Below are 15,385 nucleotides of genomic sequence, written 5' to 3'. Positions count from 1 at the left end.
CTACCCGTTCGAAATCTCGATCAGCCGGTCAAGCACTTGCAGCGCCCGGCCGCTGTCGATGGCTTGTGCGGCGAGCGCGATGCCGTCGCCAAGTGTCGTCGCCTTGCCGGCGACCACAAGTCCGGCGCCGGCATTCATCAGCACAGTATCGCGATAGGCGCCGGCAGCGCCACTCAGCATATCGCGCAATGCGTCGGCGTTGTAGGCTGCGTCGCCACCACGCAATTCATCCTTGGTGTGACGCGCCAGCCCTACCGCTTCCGGGGTCAGCGTGAAGCTGCGGATCTCGCCGCCGATCAGTTCGGCGACATGGGTCTCCCCGGTGGTCGTGATCTCGTCATAGCCGTCGCCATGGGCAACCCAGGCATGCTCGGCACCCAGCGCTTTCAGCGTCTCGGCCACCGGCAAGATCCATTCCGGCAGGAACACACCGACCATCTGCCGCTTGACGCCAGCCGGATTGGAGAGGGGCCCAAGCAGGTTGAAGATGGTGCGGGTGCCGAGTTCGACGCGGGTCGGGCCGACATGCTTCATCGCCGGATGGTGTGCGGGCGCGAACATGAACCCGACGCCCGCCTCATGGATGCAACGGCCGATGAATTCGGGCGAGATATCGATCTTGACCCCGAGTGCGACCAGTACGTCGGCGGCCCCGGTCAGCGACGACAGCCCGCGATTGCCGTGCTTGGCAACCGGCACACCGCTGCCGGCGATAACAAACGCCGACCCCGTCGAGATGTTGACGCTGTGAGAATTGTCACCGCCGGTGCCGACGATATCGATGGCGCCGGCCGGTGCGTCGACGCGCAGCATCTTGGCGCGCATGGTGGCGACAGCGCCGGAAATCTCGCTCACCGTCTCGCCGCGCACGCGCAGCGCCATCAGGAAGCCGCCGATCTGGCCGGGGGTGGCGTCACCCGACATGATGATGTCGAAGGCCTCGCGCGCTTCCTCGAAGGAAAGCGGGCTTCCGGTCGCGACCTTGGCGATATGGGTTTTCAGCGCGCTCATCTTGTCGAGGCTTGGGCAACGGCGGCCTGGTCGATGCGAACGTCGAATTGCGTCTGCAACTGCGCCACCAACTGGTCGAGCAGATCGTCCGACATGCCGGAGGTGAAGGATTTCTGTGCGTCGTCCGGCACTGAGCTGGCGTCAGCTCCGGCGGGCTCGAACACTTCGGCGACCTTGTACAGGATCTGTCCGTCGCCAGTAGGCGAGGGGATCAGCCCGGTGCCGCCTTCGCCGACGCCGAACATCGCCGCCGCGCCCTCCTTGCCGAAGTCGACATCGTCGGCCTCGCGCTTGACGCCGCGCTTGGTCTGCTTTTCCAGCTTCAGTTCGCCGGCGATGACGTCGAGCGTGGCGCCGGCCTTGAGCCGCTTCTCGAGTTCGTCTGCCTTGGCCGTGAGCCGCTTGGTCGTTTCGGCCGCGGTCCAGTCGGCGACGACTTTCTGGCGGGCCTCGTCCAGTGTGCGGTCGCGAGCCGGTGTGATGGAAGCCACTTCGTAGAAAACGAAACCGTTGTCCGCCGTGGTCAAGGCGTCGTTTTCCGTGTTGGGTTCAGCGTCGAAGACAGCCTTGATCAATTCCGGCGATTGCGGCAGGTCCTTGACGATGCTTGCGTCAGGTCTCAGGCCACTGCGATCGATGGCGTCGATGGTGACGATCTTCAGCTTCAACTTGGTGGCGGCCTCGGCCAGGGAGCCGCCAGCGGCACGGGTGTCTTCGTAATTGTCACGCACGTCCAGGAGGATGCGACTTGCCTCGCCCAGCGCCAGATCCTTGCGGATCTGGTCGGACACTTCGGCCAGCGGCTTCACCACCTGGGGCTTGATTTCGGTGACGCGCAGCAGCACCGGACCGAAGGCGCCCTGCACGACCGGGCTGACTTCATTCGCATTGAGTGCGAAGGCCGCGTCGGCGACCGCCTTGTCGGCGATCTTGTCCTTGGCCAGCGTGCCGAGCAACGTATCGGCCGGGGTCTTGCCTTCCGCCGTGACAAGCTTGTCGAAGGTGGCGCCGGCCTTGAGCGAATCGAGCGCGGCCTTGGCCGCGTCAGGTGTCTTGAACACAAGCTGCTCGATGGTGCGCAGCTCCGGCGTCGTGTAACGCGCCTTGTTCTTGTTGTAGTCGTCGCTGACCTGTTGGTCGGTGACGGCGGTCGTATCCATGATGTCGACCGGTTCGAGGCGGACGTAGGAGAATTTGCGGTATTCTGGTGCCGCGTATGTCTTCTTGTTGGCGTCGAAATAGGCCGAGAGCACGCTGTCGGACGGCGTCCCGATCGGCTCGATCAGCGTCTTGGGCAGCGTCAAATAGTCGATGGTGCGGTCTTCGCCGCGATAGAGCGCGACGGCCTTGAAGAAAGTATCCGGCGCCTTGAGGCCATCCGAGACCGCTTCGACGATCTGCTGGCGCACCGCCACCTGGGCACGGTTCTTCAGATAATCCGCAGGCCGCATGCCAATCTGCTGCAACATATATTCGAAGGTTCGCCTGTCGAACTGGCCGCCAGGACCCTTGAAGGCCGGATCTTCGCGTGTCAGCTCGGCCAGCCGGTCCTTGGACAGGCCAAGGCCCAGCTTGCGGGCCTGTTCGTCGAGAACGGCTCCCGAGACGAGCTGCGCCAGTACCTGGTTGTCGATACCGAGCGCCTTTGCCTGTTCGTGGGTGAGACGCTGGCCGAATTGCTGCGACATGACGGCGAGCTGGCGGTCATAGGCGAGACGGTATTCGTTGATCGACACCTTGGTGCCGCCGGCGAAAATAACCGAATCGTGGCCGGCGAAACCGCCCATCAGCCGTCCGGAAATGCCCCAGACCAAAAAGCTGAGCACCAGCAACACTAGTAGACCCTTCGCGACCCAGGTACCCGCCGCGCTTCTCAATACACCAAGCATCGTTACTTCCGATTTATGCGCATTTTCGCATGCGCCGAGTCTGAAACAAGCGCAATAGCGCCCTTCCGGTCCACTGTCGATTGCTTTGTGGCCTGATTTTGGTAGTGAGGGCCAGAGCCTGATATCGCCCGGAGAAGCAACCCATGACGCCAGGAATTCGCCCGCTCGTCGCCGGCAACTGGAAAATGAACGGCACCAGTGCCTCGCTCAACGAGCTCAGGATGATCGGCAACGGTTTCATGAGTGGGCTCGATGCGGAGACCGAAGCGCTGGTTTGCGTTCCCGCAACCCTGCTTGCCCACGCAGCCGAGATTCTGTCACGCACTCCGGTCCACGCTGGCGGCGAGGATTGCCACACCAAGGAAAGCGGCGCCTACACCGGCTGCATCTCGGCGGAAATGCTGAAGGATGCCGGCGCGAGCCATGTCATCGTCGGCCATTCCGAGTGCCGCGAGCAACGCGGTGAGGATGACGCGACGGTCCAGGCCAAGGCTTCAGCCGCCTGGCGCGCCGGGCTTGTGGCCATCATTTGCATTGGCGAGACGCAGCAGCAGCGTGAAGCGGGCGCCACGCTCGATGTGCTGTCGCGGCAGGTCGCCGGCTCGGTACCGCCAAGCGCCACCCCGTCCAACACCGTCATTGCCTATGAGCCAGTGTGGGCGATCGGCACCGGCCTGACGCCGACCGCGACCGATGTGGCCGAAGCACACGCACATATCCGCGAAAAACTGTCGGAAAAGCTCGACGGCGTTGCAGCCAAGATGCGCATTCTCTATGGCGGCTCGGTCAAGCCCTCCAACGCGGTCGAACTGCTCGGCGTCAGGAATGTCGACGGCGCGCTCGTCGGCGGCGCCAGCCTGAAAGCGGCGGACTTCCTTGCCATCGCCGAGGCTTATCGCAGCATCGCCTAGGGATGGACGGCGCCGGAAATCGTTGCAAAGGGAGCGTTGCTTCCCATATTCCGGCCACGGGCTTGGAAATGCCATCAAAGCATTGTATTGAGCCGCCTCCAATTCACCGGTCGGTCCGCGACCGGGCAAGGCCTTGCCAGGATAAACTATGGAAACCGTACTGATCGTCATCCATCTCATGGTCGTGCTCGCCCTTGTCGGCGTGGTGCTGCTGCAGCGCTCCGAAGGCGGCGGCCTCGGCATCGGCGGCGGATCCGGCTTCATGACCGCGCGCGGTGCGGCCAATGCGCTGACGCGTGCGACGGCGATCCTGGCGGCCGCCTTCTTCGCCACGTCGCTGACACTGTCGATCGTCGCCCGCTACGGCGAGAAGCCGATCGACATCCTCGACCGCGTGCCCGCGACATCTGACGGCGCCGGCAAGGGTGTGCTCAACCAATTGCCCGGCACGACCACTCCGGCGCCCGCCGGCAACACCGCGCCGAAGCCGCCGTCCGGCAACGATGCCGCGGCAACGCCTCCGGCGACTGCCCCGGCCATGGCGCCCGCCGCCGGCTCGACTCAGCCCGCGACCAACGGTACCACGCCCGCTGCACCGGCGACCCCGCAGGTCCCGAACCAGTAGTCTCCAGCGCCTGAAGCCGCGATCTGTTGTCGTTTGAACACAGTCGCGGCAAATGCAGCACGATCACGAAGAATCGAGTGCTTGCAATGTGGCGTTACCCTTGAGGCGTCCGCGCTTATTCGACTATAGATTGCGCGCGGCATTTCCGGCGCCCTTGGGGGGCGCTGAGCGACGCCGTGGGCAACAAGCATAGAACGATCGGATCTTCGCCATGCAGCTTCGCAGCTTCATTTTCATGGGACTCTGCGCCGTACTCGGCATGAGTTCACCGGCTTTCGCCGGCATGCCGGCCAATATGGCCGCAAATCAATCGGCTGACACAACCAGTGCCATCAACGTCGCCGTCAAGAGTGATGCGGCGCAATTGAAGCTTCTCAAGAAGAAGAAAAGCCCGACACCGGACGATCTCGCCCAGATCAAGAAGATCGAGGCCAAGATCGTTGCCGACAAGGAAGCAGCCAAGGCCAAAGCACTCGAAGCCAGGAAGCTGGCGATGCGCGAAGCGGCGAAGGCCAAGGCCGAGGCGGAACGGCAGGCGTTCCTCGCCAAAAGGGGCAAGACCGCTTCGACAACCGAAGTGGCCGACGCCAAGCCTGCCAAGAAGACGGTCAACATCATCGAGCCGATTGCGCCGATCGAACCGATCCAGTCGGCTGAGTCACTCCCCGCCGAAGCGATGAATGTCGCATTGACCGGAAACAATGGCGAGTTGCGCAGCGAAGTCATCGGCAAGAAGCAGTCGAGCGGTGGCCTGTTCGCCGGCCTCTTCGGCGGCAGCTCCTCGTCTTCGATCTCATATCTCCCCGAGACACGTGCGCTGGACCAGGCTCTCGCCAAGAAGGAAGCCAAGAAGCAGTTCAAGGTGAAGCCGGAGTTCGTGCCGCAGGACGTGGAATTCACCGGCTACGATGCTGGCACCATCGTCATCGACACCAGCGCTCGCCGCCTCTACCTCGTCGAATCGTCTTCCACCGCTCGCCGCTACGCCATTGCGGTCGGCCGCGAAGGCTTGCAGTTCAAGGGCACGGTCGCGGTCGGCGACAAGCAGGAATGGCCGCGTTGGATCCCGACGCTGGACATGCAGAAGCGCGAGCCCAAGCACTATGGTCAGTACAAGGACGGCATGCCCGGCGGTGGCCAGAACCCGCTCGGCGCCCGCGCCATCTATCTCTATGACGGCAAGAAGGACACGCATCTGCGCATCCACGGCACCATCGCGCCGCAGTCGATCGGAACGAGCGCCTCCAACGGCTGCTTCCGCATGATCAACGAGCACGTCATGGACCTTTACAGCCGCGTCAGGGTAGGCACCAAGGTCGTCATCATCTGACACCTGCATCTATCATGCCGAAGGGCCGGCCTTTGCCGGCCCTTTTGTTTTGACTTGCCCCTAAGCGCGTTGCGTTGAAACGAATTCAATCGACGCGCTTTAGTTCTTTGTTTTGTGCATGTCGTTGCCCCAAAAACTGCTTCGCGCTTTGGGCGACATGCATAGGGGTATCGCGCCTTCTTGGGAAAAAACCTTTGCGGCGGTTTTTTCTCTGGCGGAATCAATCCGGCCGCGTTAAGCGATGACTCCCATGGCGCGATATGTATTCATCACAGGCGGCGTGGTTTCCTCACTTGGAAAAGGCATTGCCGCAGCGGCCCTTGGGGCTCTCTTGCAGGCGCGAGGCTATCGCGCACGCATCAAAAAACTCGACCCTTACCTCAATGTCGATCCGGGCACGATGTCGCCGTACCAGCATGGCGAGGTTTTCGTCACCGATGACGGTGCGGAGACCGATCTCGATCTTGGCCACTATGAGCGCTTCACAGGCCGCTCGGCCAACCAGCAGGACAACATCACCACCGGCCGCATCTACAAGAACATCATCGAGCGCGAGCGACGCGGCGACTATCTCGGTGCCACCGTGCAGGTCATTCCGCACGTTACCGATGAGATCAAGAATTTCGTCCTCAACGGCAATGATGACTATGATTTCGTGCTGTGCGAGATCGGCGGTACGGTCGGCGATATCGAGGCGATGCCGTTCCTTGAGGCGATCCGTCAGCTTGGCAATGACCTGCCCCGCAACAACGCCGTCTACGTGCATCTGACGCTGATGCCCTACATCCCGACGGCGGGCGAGCTGAAAACCAAACCGACCCAGCATTCGGTCAAGGAACTGCGCGGCATCGGCATCGCGCCAGACATTCTGCTGGTTCGCGCCGACCGCGCCATTCCGAAGGAAGAACGCAGAAAACTGTCGCTGTTCTGCAATGTGCGCGAAAGTGCTGTGATCCAGGCGCTCGACGTGCCGCATATCTACGATGTGCCGATGGCCTATCACAAGGAAGGGCTTGATTCGGAAGTGCTGGCCGCGTTCGGCATCGATCCGGCGCCGAAGCCGCGCATGGAACCCTGGCAGGCGGTGTCGAACCGCATCCACAATCCGGAAGGCGAGGTCACCATCGCCGTGGTCGGCAAATACACCGGCCTCAAGGATGCCTACAAATCGTTGATCGAGGCGCTTTCGCATGGCGGCCTGGCCAACCACGTCAAGGTCAAGCTCGACTGGATCGAATCGGAGATCTTCGAAAAGGAAGATCCGACGCCCTGGCTGGAAAAGGTGCACGGCATCCTGGTGCCCGGCGGCTTTGGCGAGCGTGGCTCCGAAGGCAAGATCCTGGCGGCGAAGTTCGCGCGTGAACGCAAGGTGCCGTATTTCGGCATCTGCTTCGGCATGCAGATGGCCTGCATCGAAGCCGCGCGGTCGCTGGCCGGCGTGGAGCATGCCTCATCGACCGAATTCGGCCCAACCGACGAACCGGTGGTCGGGCTGATGACCGAATGGCTGAAAGGCAACATGCTGGAGAAGCGCCGGGAAACCGGTGATCTCGGCGGCACGATGCGGCTCGGCGCCTATCAGGCCGATCTCGCCAAGGGCTCCAAGATCGCCGATATCTATGGCGATACGCAGATTTCCGAGCGCCATCGCCACCGCTACGAGGTCAATGTCGATTACAAGGAGCGGCTCGAGGATTGCGGACTGGTGTTTGCCGGCATGTCGCCCGATGGCGTGTTGCCGGAGACGGTCGAATACCCCGACCATCCCTGGTTCATCGGCGTTCAGTATCATCCGGAACTGAAAAGCCGGCCGCTCGACCCGCATCCGCTGTTCGCCAGCTTCATCGAGGCAGCAGTGGAACAGAGCCGCTTGGTGTAACGACGTCTGGCTGGCTAGAGCATGATGCCGGAAAGTGTGAAGCGGTTTTCGGACGACATCATGACCTATCTCTTTGATTTAGAGGTGGATTCAGATTTCCGGTCGATTCGACCAGAAATCATCCGGCTCTAGGCGATGCAGACCTATGTCGCGCTCCTCTACAGCATCATCCTGGGCGAGGGACGGCGGGTCGTCATGACCGACCTGAAGGCGATGGCGGAAGACCTCGGCCTGAAGAATGTTCGCACCTTGGTTGCGACTGGCAACCTGGTCTTCGAGACGTCGGCAACGGCCGTCGCTGATCTGGAGCAACTGCTGGAAGCAGCCTTCGAAAAAACCTTCGGCCGGCATGTCGATATCATCGTGCGCGGTGCCGAGGGCTGGCGGAGGCTTGCCGCCAGCAATCCGTTCCCGGGCGAGTCGGCCGAAGCCGGCGACCAGGTGGCGGTGCGCGTGATGCGCAAACCCGCGCCAGTCGATGCTGTAGCGGCGCTCCAGGCCTATGCCGCCGCGGACGAGAAGGTGCTGTCGGTTGGTGGCGACATCTGGGTTGTTTTTTCGCGTGAGCGGCCCAGTTCGCGGCTTCTGGCGGCAACGAGCCACAAACGTCTGGGCATCGGCACGTCGCGCAACTGGAACACTTTGCGCAAACTGGCCGAGATGGTCAGCGCATAGGATCCGGGGCGGCTTTGCGCCGCCCCGGACGATGCTTGTCAGACCTTCGCGGTCTTGACGCCAGCGCCCAAAGCCGCTGTGCGCAGCACGTAGTAGATGGTGCCGGCGATGCCAACGCCGAAGAACCAGCCATAGACACCCCACCAGGACGGCAGCCAGTTGGTAAAGTTGGGCAGGATCGACGAGAAGATGGCGCCGATGCCGGCGGCGATGAAGGCATTGACGTGCCAGCCGCCCTGGAAGCGGAACTCGCCGTCCTCGCGATAGAGCGCTTCGACGTCGACCTCACCTTTGCGGACCAGATAGTAGTCGACCATCATCACCCCGAAAATCGGTCCCATCGTCGCGCCGATGATGTTGACGAAGGAGGCGGCACTGCCTTCCCACGGCGCGAATGGGTAGAGCACCAGCGCGATCAGCGCCGCGATATAGCCACCCTTCTTGAAGTCGATCTGCCTGGGAAAGACGTTCGAGAAGTCGAAGGCCGGCGACACGAAGTTGGCGACGACGTTGATGCCAAGCGTCGCCACGGCGAAGGTCAGGGCCGCAAGGGCTGCCAGGAACCAGCTGTCGAATTTCGCCGAGATCTGGTCGGGGTGCAGCAGCACCTCGTGATAGACGTCGTAGGCGGCAATGGTGGTGACGCCGGCGACAAGCGAGAACAGGATGAGGTTGACCGGCAGGCCCCAGATGTTGCCCTTGCGCAGCGACGCCTGATCGGGCGCATAGCGGGCGAAATCGCAGAAGTTGAGATAGAGCGCCGAAAAATAGGTCACCCAGATCGCGGCCACCGCAAACAGCGCGGTCCACGAGCCCGGCGTTCCCGGCACGCCCGCATCCTTGGTCTTCTCCAACAACACGTCCATCGGGATGTCGCTGGTGAAGGCGAAGGTTCCGGATTTGACGCACAGGTAAATCGCCAGGATCAGCATCATCACCCAGACCGCCGGACCCGCCCAATCCTGGAAGCGGCGCACCGTCTCCATGCCGCGCTGGATGATCAGAAGCTGCAGCGCCCAGATAACGACGAAGCAGATCACTTCCAGGCCGGAATGACCGAGGAAATGCGAGTTGGCGTTGAAATCGGCGAACCATTGCGAGCGGATCAAGAGTGCCACGATGGCGCCGGAGGCTGCCGACGTCTGCGCGCCATACCAGAAGCAGGCGACGATGGCGCGCACCAGCGCCGGTATATTGGCGCCCCAGATGCCGAATGAGGCGCGGGCGAGCACGGGATAGGGCACGCCAGTCTTCACGCCGGCATAACCGACCATGTTCATCAGCGCGTAGATGATCAGCGAACCGATGCCGATGGCGATTATGAAGTTGACGAAGCCGCCACAGAAAAGGAATAGGCTGGCAGCCAGGTAGTAGCCCCAGAGGCTGTGAACGTCCGACGTCCAGACGTTGAAGATCGAGAATGGTCCCCAGTTTCGAATTTTGGCCGGAGCCAGATCCTCGTTGTACAGATCAGGTGAAGCACCCTGTATCGTCATTGCAATGTTCCCCTTTTGCAGCACGCGCCCTCACGCGTTGGCCGCATGCAGGGTAAGCCTGACGTTGGGGAACGGACAAGCAACCTATTTGCCGGCTTTGGCCTTAAAGATATTCAATGAGAACTGCGATTATCGAAGGGGCGCGATGGTGGGCCGTTTTGCGTTTGCCGGTCGAATGATTCGAAATTCGGCATAGGGCGATTTTTTATGATTCCGCTTCTTTACACGGAACCAAACCGTGGATGGTACGTTTCCTAAGGTTCGATCGCGTGCATCGCGGTCAACCGGGAGGAAATAATGGATTATCTGCACTTCTTTTCGCCTGTGCGGATTTCGCGCGGGCAGGGGTATCCTGCTGAAGAAATCGATAGTGTTGCCGAGGCCATGGTGTTCTTGAGGAAATGGCCGACAGGACGGCGCGGTCCAGTCTATCAGTGCGCGCTCAATTGCTGCTCGGCCGCCCTGTCGGGCCAGATGTCGCCAGAGGAAGCAAGGAAAGCGTTCACAGGCTTTGCCCGCATCACGCGCCTTCTCGACGATGACATGGCGTTGCCGGCAGCCAGCGAAAGCATGGCAAAGGTGTACGCGCTGCGGCGGTAAGCGCCTGTTGTCTTGACGGTCATGCGAGGGTCTCGCGCCGTGACGGCGCGGGGCGAGGTTAAGATGTGCTCCAAAAAATGATTGGTCGAAAGCTCCTCCGGATCAGGCGCTTGCCTCGGGTGGCTCAGGTGACGGAATAACGATCGATCACCCATAACCAGCTGCCATCGCCTTGCCTCCGGGCAACCTCGCTGGTTACGTCGCCGTCGGGAAGTCGGGTCGAGGTCAGAGCAAGGTCGCCGCAAACGAGCGCCGGCCGCTGCTCGCCCACGGCAAACTTCCGTCCGGACGCGACGATCTCGGCATAGTAGTTGTGGATGGCCTCCCTGCCGCGCAGCAAATTTCCCCCGCCACGGTCGATCACGGCATCGGGTTCGAACAGAGCCGTCATGCCGTCGACGTCGCCCGCGTGCTGCCGCGAAACCAGCAACGGCTCCAGTTGCTGGGGATCGTAGACAGGTTCTCTGTCGGCTGTGTCGTCCATGCTGACCTCCGCACGTCATCTAGTCGGAATCATATCGCAAAAGTTCTAGGCGTGTCGGACTGGGACTAGCGTAAGCAGGATGCACCCGTAGCTCAGCTGGACAAAACGCTACCCTCGCAAGGTGGAGGCCACACGTTCGAATCGTGTCGGGTGCGCCACTTCGGTATGAAACTGGGAACCTCGACGCGTTGCGCGAGCGCATGCAAATGGTCTCGCCAGTACATTCCATCTTCGTTCTGCAACTGGGCTACACGGCCGAAACAAATGCATATCCGTGCCCCTCCTTGACTATTCTGCCGATGCCTGGTCGTCCTAGGTGAGCGCCGGCTAGCCAGGTATGTGCACCAGCTGCGTCTTCGAGCAGCTTGATCCGGCTAGCCCTCGCCATGGACTCGTCAGCGTCATAGGCCCAACCAAGCTCGGGATGGGCAAACTGTGCAGCAGGAACGTGGATCAGGTCGCCGCAGAACAAGATATCGTCCTCGCCAGTGCTGAGGAGATAACCCATATGGCCCGGAGCATGCCCGGGTATCGCCACCGCCAGCAAATGTTCGTCCAGCCGGTCTCCTCCACTGATTGGGGCCAGGAGTGGCCGAAAATCCGCTAGTCGTGGCTCGGCAAGGAAATCCTCAACGGCGTCCTCTCCAATCACGATCTTGCTCAAGTTCCTGAATGCTCGACGCCCGTCAGGCGTAAGAAGACCGTTGATGTGGTCGCCATGGGCATGGGTGAGTCCGATCATCGTGATGGATGATGTGTCGATGCCTGCCTCGAACATGGCCTCCTCGAGGTGGCCCATGGACGGGTCCCAGCTTCCTCCCGCTCCACAATCTATCAAAACGCGGTCGATGCCGAAGCGATCGAGCAAGAAGCAGTTGACCGAAAGTCGAACGAGCGCCTCTTCCCGTTGAGGCGATACTGTCTGCGTGCATATTTTGTCGTTCGGATGTCTGAGCAATTGGGCCGGCAGGTCGACATATCCGTCGGAGAGCGACCAAACCTTCGATGATCCCGAAGCACAGGCCATGGTGTTGGCGCTTTGAGACAGAAATTTCACGGGTAGCCTGCCAAGCGGGTAATCCAATTTTCTAGTACGGGACTGAAGCCGTTACGTTTTCGAAGTCATCACCTTCTGAACGATCTTCCAGGTTCCGTTGACTTTCAAGCATGACAGGAGGTCCGTGAAGTGGTGTGGCGGTACCCGCAGTTTTACCTTCAGAAGCGCGAGGTCTCTTTCGACGTCAATTGATAGAATCTCGTCGTCACGCTCCACGCCTTGTTGTTTTGGAGCTTTCGTTTTGCGGACAACGGCTAGCCACGTCGCAACCGGCATCACGCCCACGTCGCCGTCGTCGGCGACCTTCGTCACGGAGCTCGAGGGATGAAATATGGATGCAAATTTGTCAGCATCCATTTCATAAGCTGCGTCAAAATAGGTCTGCGCCAGGGTGCGCAAGCCGCGAACATCGGTATCCATGGATCACCTCGTTGTTACGTCCAACCATTTCCATACACGCGGCAATTACGCGACGAGCACCAGGCAAGCCGGTGACGAGTCGACTTTCTGTCGGTCAAACCTAGGACGGAGGCGCTTATGAGACTAGGTATGTTGGACAGGATGGAGTCATGAGTGAGATTCATAAATCATGGGAAATGAGCTGAATGAACTCGCGGCGTTTGCAGTCGTCGCCAGCGAGCGAAGCTTTACGCATGCTGCAGCGAAGCTGGGCGTCTCCCAGTCCGCCCTGAGCCACACGATCCGGAGACTTGAGCAGCGTCTCGAGCTCCAGCTTCTTGCTCGGACGACCAAGAGTGTAGCGCCAACCGCAGCGGGCGCAGCTCTTTTGAAGGAGCTGTCTCCGGCGCTTGAGCAAATTACTCGTGCGCTGGACAAAGCCCGAAGCGTTCGCCACCGACCTGCGGGACGCCTTAGAATTGTAATGTCGCGGTCGGCTGCGACGATGGTATTGTTGCCGAGGCTCACAGCATTCGCCGAGGCTTACCCTGACGTCGTTCTTGACGTTGTCACTGTCACTGGTCCCGTAGACATCGTCGCGGGCGAGTTCGATGCCGGTATTCAACTCGGCGAGTATATTCAAAAGGACATGATCGCGGTGCGCGTCTCGCAGGAGTTGCGTTTGGCGGTAGTGGGATCGCCCGGCTATTTTGCGTCACGAAGCATTCCTCGGAAGCCCAAGGATCTAAATGATCATCGATGTCTAAACCTGCGTCTTCCGAACGGTCCGTATCGGTGGCAGTTCGAGCAGGGACGCAAGGCGATCACAATCGGTGTGAACGGCCCGCTCGTAATCGACGATACCAACCTGGTGATTCAGGCGGCGCTCACCGGAGCCGGCCTTGGGCTCGCTTATGAAGAGCAGGTTGCGGGGCATATTGCTGAGCACCGCCTCATTCGAGTGCTTGAGAACTGGACGCCCCCCATTCCCGGCTTCTTCATGTACTACCCCAGTCGCCAGCATCAGCCTGCTGCACTAACTGCGCTGGTAAACACGCTGCGATGCACTAAATAGCCATCGCGCGGCGGCATCAAGCAGTCAGTATCCGGCCGGGGAGGTTCTAAATGTGGCATCGATGATTACCTGGAGCTGAAATCCTCGTGTATTGGTGGCCCCCTCGACGGAAGGCGGTGCCGTCTGCCTATGATTGAATGGGAAAATTCGATAAATTCGTGTGCACTTGGCAGGGTCTAGCGATTTAATGTTAAAGGAAAAATGCTGAAAAATCAGGAATTTAGAATAGCCGTTGCGCCGATGATGGACTGGAAAGATAGATTAATAAAATCAGATAGTTATGGCGGCGTGTGTGCAAAAATCGCACACGAAAGTTCTCCTTCTCTTCCATTTTCGTTGGTGCGATGCGGCGGCCAACTGGCCGCTTGAGGCGCCTCTTGTACAGCGCCGCTGACCTGTCTTGAGAGGATCGTCGCGGGCGTACCCCTGAGTAGCCGCCAGTTAGATGGTTGACGTCGCATAGGTCGGTCTACCGAGATCGCGCTGATGCCATCAATCAAGCGACGCCACGGATTTCTTAGACTCCAACGCCCTGGCCTCGCAGGGTTGCCAGTACGTCCGTGAGCGAGTTCAGGAACTCGACTTCTTATAGCTAGGCAGGGACAGCGCGTCGCTTTGCCATTCAGCTTTCGGGACGCAGATTATGAACGGCAACCGGCTAACCCCTTGGTGTGGCTGCGCAACAGAAATCTTCACTTTGGATGCGTTCCCCTTCCTAATCGTAGAAATGGAGAGTACGCTATAAGCTATTCCGGGGGGTGAAATGCGTTTCAGGCAACTGATTGCATCTCTTGTTCTTGTACTTTTCGAACTTTCTGGCGCGCTGGCCGATGAGTTTACCGCCGTAACGCGCCCAAGCTTCGCAGCTGTTGAGCCGAGGCTGGTTTATGGGCTCATCACCTACGATTTTGCGTTTACTGGAAAGGATGGCGCTGCGAGAAGCCAATCGGCTTCGGCGTTCTTGCAGTCGCTGATAAAATCGCGGTTTCAAAACAAATCTGGAAACTACATCGTAAGTATCGATGTGGAGATTGGTGACAAGATTATTGCTACAGAGCCGATTATGTCAGCAACGTGGGAGGAGAGCAAATTCCTCTTTGTCACTACATCCGAAAAATCAAATATCGTTGTCAACAGGAACGGTATCCTTGTCGATGACATCGTCGTGGATTCGGACACAAATACTATCTCATTTTCGATGAAGGTCAGATACAGCTCCAACACGTCGGTAGACATGTCGTTGCTGACCGAGTTGTCGCAACTGGCAAGAACCGCCTCCCTGGCCGGTTTGTCACCAGGAGTTCAGGCGGTTTCGGATGCCTATGCTCCATTCGCGACCATTCTCACCAAACTTCTCAGCAAATATACCGACGTGTCGATCGTCGACAACACCACCGGCGCGTTCACACTCCTGGATGACGGATTTCCCAATCAGTTGCGATATAACGGAAGCAACTTCAAAGTAAACATATACCTGAAGACACTGAACTCGCAGCTGCCTACGAACTTCTCGCCTGAGGGGTTCAAAATCTCCAATTTCGGCCTGCCGCTGACCGAGGTGAAGAGCGGTGTCGGCGCAGCACGGGCACCGGTAATCGATCTGATATCGACGGGAACCGACAAGGTTGCCGGATTTGTCAAGGCGATCACGGACGGCACGCCGCTTGAATCCCCCAAGCCGATATCCGAAACGGAAATCCACGACAGTTGCGTCGCCCTCAAGAACAAACTCAACAAATTCGTCACCTCAAGGGATTCGGCGTTGGTCTACTGGTCGTTCCTTCGAAGCTTCCGCGCGGCGCTGGTGCAATACAAGGACGGCGCCAGCTGCGGCCGGGGCGATTTGGTTGAAGATCTGAGCGCGCTGAATTTGTCGCTTAGCGCAAGCGACTGGCCTGCCCAGTAGGCTTCGAATATCGGGTGCCTTGCAGATCTCCGGATTGCCCAGGAGCGA

14 protein-coding genes, 1 tRNA gene and 1 pseudogene are annotated in these 15,385 nt (G+C 59.9%); 10 read left to right on the top strand and 6 right to left on the bottom strand.

All coding sequences use genetic code 11. The annotated features are described in order from the left end of the window. Together trpD and AC0ZT5_RS03645 are read right to left on the bottom strand one after the other, a co-directional pair. A complete protein-coding gene (gene trpD / locus AC0ZT5_RS03650; protein ID WP_488495320.1) occupies positions 1 to 1,011 on the bottom strand; it encodes an anthranilate phosphoribosyltransferase in 1,011 nt (336 codons plus the stop codon). Then, positions 1,008 to 2,900 (bottom strand): SurA N-terminal domain-containing protein, encoded by a 1,893-nt coding sequence (locus tag AC0ZT5_RS03645; protein WP_488495319.1) that lies wholly within the window; start codon positions 2,898 to 2,900, stop codon positions 1,008 to 1,010. The genes trpD and AC0ZT5_RS03645 overlap by 4 nt, the downstream gene beginning before the upstream one ends. A gap of 143 nt (positions 2,901 to 3,043) precedes the next feature. Between AC0ZT5_RS03645 and tpiA the strand changes: the two genes are divergently transcribed. The 5 genes from tpiA (at position 3,044) to AC0ZT5_RS03620 (ending at position 8,320) form a co-directional block, all read left to right on the top strand. Continuing rightward, positions 3,044 to 3,811, top strand: a complete 768-nt coding sequence (gene tpiA, locus AC0ZT5_RS03640) for a triose-phosphate isomerase (protein WP_477288683.1) — start codon at positions 3,044 to 3,046, stop codon at positions 3,809 to 3,811. Between the two features lie 148 nt (positions 3,812 to 3,959). Next, entirely contained in the window at positions 3,960 to 4,436 is a 477-nt protein-coding gene (secG, locus tag AC0ZT5_RS03635) for a preprotein translocase subunit SecG (protein ID WP_457152008.1), read from the top strand. Positions 4,437 to 4,647: 211 nt separating this feature from the next. Further along, entirely contained in the window at positions 4,648 to 5,766 is a 1,119-nt protein-coding gene (locus tag AC0ZT5_RS03630; protein WP_488495318.1) for a L,D-transpeptidase, read from the top strand. A gap of 241 nt (positions 5,767 to 6,007) precedes the next feature. Further along, complete coding sequence (pyrG, locus tag AC0ZT5_RS03625; RefSeq protein ID WP_488495317.1) at positions 6,008 to 7,645, top strand: CTP synthase; 1,638 nt, start codon at positions 6,008 to 6,010, stop codon at positions 7,643 to 7,645. 135 nt (positions 7,646 to 7,780) lie between these two features. After that, positions 7,781 to 8,320 carry a DUF1697 domain-containing protein gene (locus AC0ZT5_RS03620; RefSeq protein WP_488495316.1) on the top strand — a complete coding sequence of 180 codons (540 nt, stop codon included), beginning with the start codon at positions 7,781 to 7,783 and terminating at the stop codon, positions 8,318 to 8,320. Between the two features lie 38 nt (positions 8,321 to 8,358). Here the strand turns inward: AC0ZT5_RS03620 and AC0ZT5_RS03615 are convergent, their stop codons facing one another. After that, positions 8,359 to 9,816, bottom strand: a complete 1,458-nt coding sequence (locus AC0ZT5_RS03615) for an NCS1 family nucleobase:cation symporter-1 (protein ID WP_488495315.1) — start codon at positions 9,814 to 9,816, stop codon at positions 8,359 to 8,361. Positions 9,817 to 10,113: 297 nt separating this feature from the next. On the opposite strand from AC0ZT5_RS03615, the gene AC0ZT5_RS03610 reads away from it, so the two are divergent. After that, complete coding sequence (locus AC0ZT5_RS03610; RefSeq protein WP_477288674.1) at positions 10,114 to 10,416, top strand: DUF982 domain-containing protein; 303 nt, start codon at positions 10,114 to 10,116, stop codon at positions 10,414 to 10,416. Between the two features lie 124 nt (positions 10,417 to 10,540). Here AC0ZT5_RS03610 and AC0ZT5_RS03605 read toward each other — a convergent pair whose 3' ends face one another. After that, on the bottom strand, positions 10,541 to 10,900 hold the full coding sequence (locus AC0ZT5_RS03605; RefSeq protein WP_488495314.1) for a YybH family protein: 360 nt from the start codon (positions 10,898 to 10,900) through the stop codon (positions 10,541 to 10,543). Positions 10,901 to 10,981: 81 nt separating this feature from the next. On the opposite strand from AC0ZT5_RS03605, the gene AC0ZT5_RS03600 reads away from it, so the two are divergent. Beyond that, positions 10,982 to 11,058 (top strand) — tRNA-Ala (locus AC0ZT5_RS03600). Positions 11,059 to 11,147: 89 nt separating this feature from the next. Here AC0ZT5_RS03600 and AC0ZT5_RS03595 read toward each other — a convergent pair. Beyond that, positions 11,148 to 11,957 (bottom strand): MBL fold metallo-hydrolase, encoded by an 810-nt coding sequence (locus AC0ZT5_RS03595; RefSeq protein WP_488495313.1) that lies wholly within the window; start codon positions 11,955 to 11,957, stop codon positions 11,148 to 11,150. 51 nt (positions 11,958 to 12,008) lie between these two features. Then, positions 12,009 to 12,377: a nuclear transport factor 2 family protein gene (locus AC0ZT5_RS03590; protein ID WP_488495312.1), complete on the bottom strand. Its 369-nt coding sequence runs from the start codon at positions 12,375 to 12,377 to the stop codon at positions 12,009 to 12,011. Between the two features lie 169 nt (positions 12,378 to 12,546). On the opposite strand from AC0ZT5_RS03590, the gene AC0ZT5_RS03585 reads away from it, so the two are divergent. The 3 genes and pseudogenes from AC0ZT5_RS03585 (at position 12,547) to AC0ZT5_RS03575 (ending at position 15,337) form a co-directional block, all read left to right on the top strand. After that, the gene (locus AC0ZT5_RS03585) at positions 12,547 to 13,431 is read left to right on the top strand and encodes a LysR substrate-binding domain-containing protein (protein ID WP_488495311.1); all 885 of its coding nucleotides are present in this window, start codon (positions 12,547 to 12,549) and stop codon (positions 13,429 to 13,431) included. Between the two features lie 9 nt (positions 13,432 to 13,440). Next, positions 13,441 to 13,530 (top strand): annotated as a pseudogene (locus tag AC0ZT5_RS03580) (aldehyde dehydrogenase family protein); the annotation flags it as partial. A gap of 664 nt (positions 13,531 to 14,194) precedes the next feature. Next, on the top strand, positions 14,195 to 15,337 hold the full coding sequence (locus AC0ZT5_RS03575; RefSeq protein ID WP_488495310.1) for a hypothetical protein: 1,143 nt from the start codon (positions 14,195 to 14,197) through the stop codon (positions 15,335 to 15,337). Positions 15,338 to 15,385: the final 48 nt, after the last annotated feature.

The sequence above is a fragment of the Mesorhizobium sp. CNPSo 4670 genome (assembly GCF_057784235.1).
This window is presented reverse-complemented; position numbering and strand designations above follow the sequence as displayed.

What these genes read in the sequence shown, in the direction of transcription:
- AC0ZT5_RS03610 (WP_477288674.1), top strand. Translation starts at nt 10,114, where the DNA reads ATGGATTATCTGCACTTCTTTTCGCCTGTGCGGATTTCGCGCGGGCAG.
- AC0ZT5_RS03620 (WP_488495316.1), top strand. Translation starts at nt 7,781, where the DNA reads ATGCAGACCTATGTCGCGCTCCTCTACAGCATCATCCTGGGCGAGGGA.
- AC0ZT5_RS03575 (WP_488495310.1), top strand. Translation starts at nt 14,195, where the DNA reads ATGCGTTTCAGGCAACTGATTGCATCTCTTGTTCTTGTACTTTTCGAA.
- AC0ZT5_RS03630 (WP_488495318.1), top strand. Translation starts at nt 4,648, where the DNA reads ATGCAGCTTCGCAGCTTCATTTTCATGGGACTCTGCGCCGTACTCGGC.
- AC0ZT5_RS03645 (WP_488495319.1), bottom strand. Translation starts at nt 2,900, where the DNA reads ATGCTTGGTGTATTGAGAAGCGCGGCGGGTACCTGGGTCGCGAAGGGT.
- secG (WP_457152008.1), top strand. Translation starts at nt 3,960, where the DNA reads ATGGAAACCGTACTGATCGTCATCCATCTCATGGTCGTGCTCGCCCTT.
- pyrG (WP_488495317.1), top strand. Translation starts at nt 6,008, where the DNA reads ATGACTCCCATGGCGCGATATGTATTCATCACAGGCGGCGTGGTTTCC.
- AC0ZT5_RS03615 (WP_488495315.1), bottom strand. Translation starts at nt 9,816, where the DNA reads ATGACGATACAGGGTGCTTCACCTGATCTGTACAACGAGGATCTGGCT.
- tpiA (WP_477288683.1), top strand. Translation starts at nt 3,044, where the DNA reads ATGACGCCAGGAATTCGCCCGCTCGTCGCCGGCAACTGGAAAATGAAC.
- AC0ZT5_RS03605 (WP_488495314.1), bottom strand. Translation starts at nt 10,900, where the DNA reads ATGGACGACACAGCCGACAGAGAACCTGTCTACGATCCCCAGCAACTG.
- AC0ZT5_RS03590 (WP_488495312.1), bottom strand. Translation starts at nt 12,377, where the DNA reads ATGGATACCGATGTTCGCGGCTTGCGCACCCTGGCGCAGACCTATTTT.
- trpD (WP_488495320.1), bottom strand. Translation starts at nt 1,011, where the DNA reads ATGAGCGCGCTGAAAACCCATATCGCCAAGGTCGCGACCGGAAGCCCG.
- AC0ZT5_RS03585 (WP_488495311.1), top strand. Translation starts at nt 12,547, where the DNA reads ATGGGAAATGAGCTGAATGAACTCGCGGCGTTTGCAGTCGTCGCCAGC.